Annotated in this window: 10 protein-coding genes; 3 read left to right on the top strand and 7 right to left on the bottom strand. The window is 40.8% G+C overall.

The annotated features are described in order from the left end of the window. Positions 1 to 144: 144 nt before the first annotated feature. The 6 genes from PSF42_RS20265 to PSF42_RS20240 all read right to left on the bottom strand — a co-directional run bounded on the left by PSF42_RS20265 (position 145) and on the right by PSF42_RS20240 (position 4198). On the bottom strand, positions 145 to 543 hold the full coding sequence (locus PSF42_RS20265; protein WP_272517260.1) for a negative control protein of sporulation: 399 nt from the start codon (positions 541 to 543) through the stop codon (positions 145 to 147). Positions 544 to 899: 356 nt separating this feature from the next. Next, positions 900 to 1394, bottom strand: coding sequence for a hypothetical protein (locus tag PSF42_RS20260; RefSeq protein WP_272517261.1), 495 nt, complete (start codon positions 1392 to 1394; stop codon positions 900 to 902). A 438-nt stretch (positions 1395 to 1832) separates the two neighbouring features. Next, positions 1833 to 2138 carry a hypothetical protein gene (locus PSF42_RS20255; RefSeq protein WP_272680548.1) on the bottom strand — a complete coding sequence of 102 codons (306 nt, stop codon included), beginning with the start codon at positions 2136 to 2138 and terminating at the stop codon, positions 1833 to 1835. Positions 2139 to 2472: 334 nt separating this feature from the next. After that, positions 2473 to 2823: a hypothetical protein gene (locus tag PSF42_RS20250; RefSeq protein ID WP_113532754.1), complete on the bottom strand. Its 351-nt coding sequence runs from the start codon at positions 2821 to 2823 to the stop codon at positions 2473 to 2475. A 186-nt stretch (positions 2824 to 3009) separates the two neighbouring features. Then, on the bottom strand, positions 3010 to 3243 hold the full coding sequence (locus PSF42_RS20245; protein ID WP_272672216.1) for a DinI-like family protein: 234 nt from the start codon (positions 3241 to 3243) through the stop codon (positions 3010 to 3012). Between the two features lie 70 nt (positions 3244 to 3313). Next, positions 3314 to 4198, bottom strand: a complete 885-nt coding sequence (locus PSF42_RS20240; protein WP_011039692.1) for a DNA replication terminus site-binding protein — start codon at positions 4196 to 4198, stop codon at positions 3314 to 3316. A 301-nt stretch (positions 4199 to 4499) separates the two neighbouring features. On the opposite strand from PSF42_RS20240, the gene yefM reads away from it, so the two are divergent. From yefM to PSF42_RS20225, 3 genes are read left to right on the top strand one after another with little or no spacing between them, the layout of a single operon-like run. Further along, positions 4500 to 4754 carry a YoeB-YefM toxin-antitoxin system antitoxin YefM gene (gene yefM / locus PSF42_RS20235; RefSeq protein WP_272517222.1) on the top strand — a complete coding sequence of 85 codons (255 nt, stop codon included), beginning with the start codon at positions 4500 to 4502 and terminating at the stop codon, positions 4752 to 4754. Between the two features lie 23 nt (positions 4755 to 4777). Beyond that, entirely contained in the window at positions 4778 to 5005 is a 228-nt protein-coding gene (locus PSF42_RS20230; RefSeq protein WP_272517221.1) for a hypothetical protein, read from the top strand. Continuing rightward, complete coding sequence (locus PSF42_RS20225) at positions 5002 to 5256, top strand: Txe/YoeB family addiction module toxin (protein WP_272517220.1); 255 nt, start codon at positions 5002 to 5004, stop codon at positions 5254 to 5256. The genes PSF42_RS20230 and PSF42_RS20225 overlap by 4 nt, the downstream gene beginning before the upstream one ends. 90 nt (positions 5257 to 5346) lie before the next feature. Here the strand turns inward: PSF42_RS20225 and umuC are convergent, their stop codons facing one another. Beyond that, positions 5347 to 6522 (bottom strand): translesion error-prone DNA polymerase V subunit UmuC, encoded by a 1176-nt coding sequence (gene umuC, locus PSF42_RS20220; protein ID WP_272517219.1) that lies wholly within the window; start codon positions 6520 to 6522, stop codon positions 5347 to 5349. Between the last annotated feature and the right edge of the window lie 545 nt (positions 6523 to 7067).

The following is a 7067-nucleotide window of genomic DNA, read 5'->3' as shown; positions in this document are numbered from 1 at the left end:
TACTTGGTGCGCATAATAGATATGTCGCTATTTTAAAAAGAGTTCTGACCGAATGCGATTGAATGGTTTTGGGAGTTACCGCATTCGGGAAGGTTCGTCTTTAGACATAGAGCGAATTATGCGAGCCTAAATTATTTTTATCTATTAGCCTCTACCATCAATACTATTATTCATATAGAAATCATCATATAACATATCAATTTCTCTTTCGGAAAATGCATCTTTAATTGTGCCATTTGTAAGATTTAACTTTAACTTGCTGATTGGCATTGAGTGAATTTTAGGTACAAGATGTTTTGTTGGCTTATGATTCTGGAATATTTCCGCTGAAACACCTGCTAACTTAGCATCTTTTTTATCATCTATATCAGATAAAAAGACGCTTGCAGCCAATATTTTTCCTGATATATCACGTATACCAACAATATATGCTGACTTTAAATTTTTATATCCTTGTTCTGCATTGAATCCTGTATCAATATCATATCTTGTTTGAGTAGGGTTATTGTAAACGCATAAGCTTAATGGAATGTTAATACTCATTATTTGTCCTTTTTGTAAAACGATTTTACTAGATGAAAACATCGGTATTATTAGACTGGCTTATATATTACAATTCAAGAGCAAAATTAAACATAAGGAAAATTAGAAGTAAATAGGTAAATTATTCATTTGAACTCCCCTCCTGAATTATTTCAATTCTGTTCCTTTTAAGCGCCTCTGCCAGCGCTACAACAGCCCAATCTGGGCATTTTCTGGAACTTGGCTTGTCAGGGTCATTTACCCATGATCTTACTGTTCTGACGGAGCAGGGGCGGCGTGTGTATTCACAAATCAGGTATGCGGCTCTGGCTTGAGTCAGCCCGTTTTCGTCCAGTAACGCCAGAAATGCAGCCCTGTTATCTGACACTGTTCAACCCGTCCCTTTTGAAGGTGATACTAACCGGCCCCTCTGCCGGAACCTCCATTACTTCACGAATTTTTTTATTAATAGCGTTTTCAGATACACTGACAAATGCAGGGATTCCTTTAATAAAAAAACTGAGCGTACAGGCAATGACCGTCAGGAAAAAACATATATTTGCAACTGAACGAATTCCCTCGGCAATTGTTTCTGAGGATGCATTGCGCAGTTCAGTAACAAACTGTGTTGTCTCGGCTGGATGAGAAAAGAAATAGAGCATAGAAACTGCAATAATTATTGCAAAGCTCTGAACGAAATAAGACCACAACCGGATTATAAACTTCCAGAAAAACCCCACATAACCGAATACAACAGCGACGCGTGTTCGCCAGTCTTGTTTAACTGACATAACAATTTCTTCATATTGTGATATTGGCATTGATCCAACTTCAATATTATTTACCCTGATTACTGCCACGCCATCCTGCATGTTCTTTTCTCCGGTTGATTAGCGAGTAGGCACATGTGCCTGTTTTGCTAGTGTAGGCACATGTGCCTATACTGGCAAGTTTTTATGCATCTCTCCGGGCATTCCGTAAAACACCAAGTCTGCTGAACACCACAAAAAAACTAAAAATGTGAAAAAAACACGAACCGAATAAGTCTTTAAAATCAATAGCTTGGTGCGCATAATCTATCTTATGTTAAATAGGCTTAAACAAAACCCATTCAATCACAGTACCACGCGTATGAATTGACATCAAGTGCTTTTTCGTGGGACTATCTTGCTCCCCCCCTTCCCCCAGCAAAACATCAGAAACAAAAAACCTCCAACGTTAGCGGCGATACGCGTCACCGCCTATGAACAAGGTTGGCATTAACCACCTACGAAAAGCCCTCATACAGGGAGCCTATGTCGTGGTTCAACTTAACGGAACCACTCTGGATGGCGTAGTCGGTCTGCATTGTGAACTGCGTTTGAGTATTCTATGAAATCGTCTGATTTAATAATCGTGGTTTCGGGCCTTACAATGAATGGGCGCAAATAAATGGAATCTTTACTACCCGCCTTATTGTGATAAATATTCAACACACAATGCAATCGTTCATCAGGCTCAGATATATCCCGCCATTGCTTAAAGCTCTGAGTGTTTTTGATGTAATTAATCAACACCGGAGCAATACCACGTTTGTCCATCTCGGTAAGGCTTTTTTTCTTGGCTATCTTTTTCATTATCTGACCAATGAAATTGACATAATCACCAATGGGCGAATTATCAATTATATTCGGAGAATAAAAGTCATCTTTCGCCACGGTAAATAATTACTGATGTTTGTAGCGAAAATCTCGAATATAGAAGACATGAGAGGTGAATGGGGTCGAATGGTTAAAGCTCATCTGGCTGATAGTTAGAATCATTAGTCCCTGTCATTTTCTGTCTCATGTGTTGATTGTCTTTCAATTAGATTGGCACACCTGATCAGGGGGTCGAATAGCAAAGCAGAGAAAAAATTGAAAAAAAACTGCCCAAAGGCAGCTTAGAAAATATCAATTACATCAAGCGGTTTTATTGAATTATTTCCCGTTCAAGCGGGGATTCATGCTGGATGTTTTTCGTATTTAAGGTGCGATGAGTACCATAGTCGATGATGAAAATGTCGAGATGGCCATGTTCGCCAATAGCCAGATCACTAACCTGTTTGGGCGTGAATACTGGCGTATCTTTGGCTATGGTAACAAGGTTGGTTCCTCCGGTTTTGGAGCGAACAGTCAGGCGGATAATGTCCTTTTTTTTGCGTCGTGCATTCGTGCCACCAGCGGCAGGCGCGTTTTGAAAAGAAGAGTTTGGCGCTGAAAACATCTGGTTGAAAATGGCATCCATTTTACTACCCATGTTGAGAGAGAAATCGTTTTTCATATAACCTCCTTTACTTAATGAAATGGTGATAAATGATGAGGTTCCGCTGGTGGGCGTGACCGCCAGCCCTATCTGTAAGTCCAATATGGTCACACACTCAGGATGAAGGTCGAATAGCTATCGTGCAGATTTAGGGCAAAAAAAAACTGGGCCAGAAGCCCAGTTCACATGCAAAAAATAAAACGATCAAGGCAACCAGCTGTCACTTTGCCAGATGTCTTCAAGCTTCTGCATTATTACTTTTTTTTCATCATCATCAACGCCACTGATCGACACTTCTGCACTGCTTCCCTTCCCCACACTTACCACAGCACGTTCGTAATTAGACAAGATCTCTTTCTCTATCTCAGCTCGTAATGCCTGCTGGATTTTAGCAGGCACTTTCTTGCTGGCATCGAAACACACATTTATACGTAACATATACCCCCCGGCAATTTACTGTATACATATACAGTAATACTACCAAAGGATAATGTCCAGAAAAACCTTATCAGGCAATCACTTCGATACTTTCGCCATGAAACGTACCGAGGATTTCCGTATGCACTTTGTCGTTACGTCGCTTACGGCTGATTCGCTCATTCGCATCATAGATTTTGAGCATTTTCACCTCTGGCCGTTCATTCTGAATAATAATGAAGGGCATCGGAGCCGTGACCATTGTCAGCTTCCCAGTCGGGTGTTGCTCGCTACGGAACGAGATGTTTGCCGATGGCTGAACCTTGAGACGACGCCTTATACGCAGTCGTTCTTCCGGTACGGAAACGATCTGCTTCATCAGCAACGCAAGCGGCACCTCTTTTTTCCCATCCTCCCTACCTTCCTTGCTCATACGCACGAGTAACTCAGCTTTGTCAGGAATGAGCAAAGACTCCTTTTCTTGCCAGCTAAATCTCACGGCTGATATATGCTCATCCTTCCACCAGCGGATCTGACGGTAAAGATGTAAAGTCAGCACCCCGGCACATTGATTATGCAGGGCTTCAAATCGTGCGCTACGTGTCTGGTAGGTCGTAATGATGTGAGTCTCAATACTCTTTTTCAGGGCATTGATTTGGCTCAGCAGGCGAACGAGCTCGACCGTAAACGCATTATCTTCTGATGGAAACCACAGAACACCAGATGCACGACGTGCAGACTTCTGGGAAAAATCATGCTTGATGTGCAGGTCACTCCAGATATCAACCGCCTTCTGAATGGCCTCATGGCCGTACAGGTGATCAGGGGCAACATACGAAATGGGTAAATGCTCATCCCCCCGCAGGACGGGCGGAATGTCGGAGACTTGGGAAAACAGAGGCGAGCTACCGCTGATCAGCATTTTCAGGGCGAGTAAATCGTCCGTAAGCTGTTCAAATGTTTTTTTTAAATCCATAGCGGATACCCCTGTCAGTTTATACAGTATGTATTTTAGCCAACAAGGGGAATTGTAGCAATAAAACTGTTTTGCAACTTTCGGCGCTAGATTTTCATCATGAAATTGCTCTGCCGGACGATGGCAGCATTAGCATTTACCTGTGACATGCAAAAAGAGTAACCCATTTATGTTAAAAATAAATAATAACCTACTGATTTTATTATTTAATAACTTTATTAATCTGAATAGGTACAATTATTTGTACTTGATTAATATTGAGTATATAATGACTAAATATCGTACAAAAAAAGGGAGTTATATGAAAACTGTTAATTATAGTGAAGCACGTCAAAACTTAACGTCTGTCATGAATGACGCCATTGATGACAGAATTCCTGTCCTTATCACCCGTCAAAATGGCATACCTTGTGTTTTGTTGTCTTTAGATGAATATCAATCTTTAGAAGAAACGGCTCATTTGTTACGTTCGCCAGCCAATGCTCGTCACTTATTAGATTCAATTGATGAACTAAATAGTGGTAATACTGTTATCAAAAAAATAGATGACATTTAACTAGGCAATAAAGAGTTAACTATATGAAAAATAAAAAATTTAATCTTACTAAAAAAATTGAGCGTTTTTTTGATAAATTAGCCACTATTTGTGGGGGCTATGCAAACATGGGAGTTATAGGCGTAGTCGCTACAATGGGTTTTATGGCATTAATATCTGTATTAATTGATGCAGATAAAATACTTATTATGACCATCACTCTGCTTATAATTATTTTTGCGTATATTGGTAAGAGACTGATATCTAAATGAATATAATATTTTCATCTAAATCATGGGAAGATTATTTATATTGGCAACAGATGGATAAAAAAACCATCAAAAGAATCAATGAACTAATCAAAGATATCATGAGACACCCATTTAGTGGTATAGGAAAGCCAGAGCCGCTAAAACATAATTTAACTGGGTTTTGGTCAAGAAGAATAACAGATGAGCATAGGCTAGTTTATAGGGTTACTGAAAAAGGGCTAGAGATAGCTTCTTGCAGATTTCATTATTAATAAATTACATCATAAAACGAGATACCAGTTGGCCGGTAATTACATCTTTGTCCTTAAAAAAAGATAATATTTAACCTAACCTAACCTAACCTAACCTAACCTAACCTTTGGTAAATCATCCCAGTTAGTCAAATACGCAGGGGATAGCATATTTCTCTTCATTGCGAAAACGGGGTTTATACCTTGTCCGGCAAAAAACAAATGGTGTCTACCCTGCTTGTTGAGTGTATCAAGTAATTGCATGAGATTTTCACTGTTACGGTACTGGGCCGGTTCAGTGAACAAATCAAGTTGTGGCTCACGCTCGCGAATATCACAAAGCATCACACCTGCTTTAGCATAACGGACTTCTGGCCTCCAGATCCGTTTTAACGCGCGTTGTGCGGCATTAATAATATCCCTGCTGTCGTTGGAGGGAGTCACCAGCATTTCAGTAGCCTGATTGGAATAAGGTACATCATTTACTGCATAGGGGCTGGTGCGTATAAAAACACCAATTACAGAGACATACCCTTTTTCCTGCCGGAGTTTTTCGGCAGCGCGAGCCGCATAATCGGTTATGGCTTGCTGCATTTCATGAAGGTTGGTGACTCGCTCACCGAAGGAGCGGGAAACGACTATTTGCTGTTTCATCACGTCATTTTCTTCAAGCGCCATGCAAGGTTCCCCCCGGAGTTCCCTGACGGTACGCTCAAGGACAACATTGAACTGCTTTCGTACCCGAAAAGGATCAAGGCAGGATAGTTGAAACGCGGTTTCCACTCCCATAAACCGAAGCCTTTTACCCAGCCGTGGGCCAACACCCCACACGTCTTCAACGGGCACAAGCCGCATCAGCTTTTCTAAACGGGTAACATCATCAAGCGCGACAACTCCGCCAGTTGCCGGATAGGTTTTTGAAGCATGAGAACACAATTTCGCGAGTGTTTTTGTCGGTGCTATCCCAACACCACAAGTAAGCGTTGTCTGACGCTGTACCTCTTCTCGCAACATGCGGCCATAGGCATCAAGAGTCATTAAACCAGTGATATTCGTGGCATCAAACCAAAGTTCATCGATTGAATACACTGAGCTACGCGGAGTCAGTGACTCTATAACAGATGCAAACCGGGAACTAAATGCGGAATAAAGGGCATAGTTTGAACTGAAAACAGCGACATTGTTCCGTTCTATGAGATCTTTGATTTTAAAGAATGGCTCGCCCATTTTTATACCAAGGGCTTTCGCCTGCTTGTTACGGGCTACGCAGCTGGCATCATTATTCACCGTTACACGTTTTACACCCTAAAATGTTATGAAAAACCTTTCTGAACAAAGCCTGTAGCCTGATTTGTGTAATTCTCACCGATATGAAGCAATAAGTTGAGAATTTTTTAATATGGGGCTCATTAATTCTCAACAATTAAGTGTGGCATAACATTAATGTCTAAAACTTCTCAGTCTCGCATGCCAGATTGGTTCGTAGTCGTCGAGTGGTGATTGTGACAATAAAGATCGAAACTTATGCTTTATCAACATGGCTATCTTAGATAAGTGTGCCAACAAAGTTTGAAACACACTTTTGCCCCAAAATCATTTAGCTTGAGATTCCTGACCACTCTCTCATGTCAGTTCTTGACCAACTTTCCCTAATAGCAGATTATGAGCTTAGTTGAGCATTTGCGACTATACAGACATGTTCTGCAATTTGTGGGAGCAAGGGATATAAAGACAGTTAGAACAGTATGCTGCTACGGTATCTGCATTTTATGAAAATATTATATAGACAATGTCTGCTGAAAAGACACTGTTATGTATTTTTGGAGGTCTGT

Source organism: Providencia sp. PROV032, assembly GCF_028484875.1.
GTDB classification, from domain to species: domain Bacteria; phylum Pseudomonadota; class Gammaproteobacteria; order Enterobacterales; family Enterobacteriaceae; genus Providencia; species Providencia rettgeri_E.
Note: the sequence above shows the minus strand (reverse complement) of the source record. Positions and strands in the feature narration are given on the sequence as shown.

Excerpts from the sequence above, each read along its gene's own strand:
- PSF42_RS20265 (WP_272517260.1), bottom strand. The coding sequence starts at position 543 with ATGAGTATTAACATTCCATTAAGCTTATGCGTTTACAATAACCCTACT.
- PSF42_RS20260 (WP_272517261.1), bottom strand. The coding sequence starts at position 1,394 with ATGCAGGATGGCGTGGCAGTAATCAGGGTAAATAATATTGAAGTTGGA.
- PSF42_RS20255 (WP_272680548.1), bottom strand. The coding sequence starts at position 2,138 with ATGAAAAAGATAGCCAAGAAAAAAAGCCTTACCGAGATGGACAAACGT.
- PSF42_RS20250 (WP_113532754.1), bottom strand. The coding sequence starts at position 2,823 with ATGAAAAACGATTTCTCTCTCAACATGGGTAGTAAAATGGATGCCATT.
- PSF42_RS20245 (WP_272672216.1), bottom strand. The coding sequence starts at position 3,243 with ATGTTACGTATAAATGTGTGTTTCGATGCCAGCAAGAAAGTGCCTGCT.
- PSF42_RS20240 (WP_011039692.1), bottom strand. The coding sequence starts at position 4,198 with ATGGATTTAAAAAAAACATTTGAACAGCTTACGGACGATTTACTCGCC.
- yefM (WP_272517222.1), top strand. The coding sequence starts at position 4,500 with ATGAAAACTGTTAATTATAGTGAAGCACGTCAAAACTTAACGTCTGTC.
- PSF42_RS20230 (WP_272517221.1), top strand. The coding sequence starts at position 4,778 with ATGAAAAATAAAAAATTTAATCTTACTAAAAAAATTGAGCGTTTTTTT.
- PSF42_RS20225 (WP_272517220.1), top strand. The coding sequence starts at position 5,002 with ATGAATATAATATTTTCATCTAAATCATGGGAAGATTATTTATATTGG.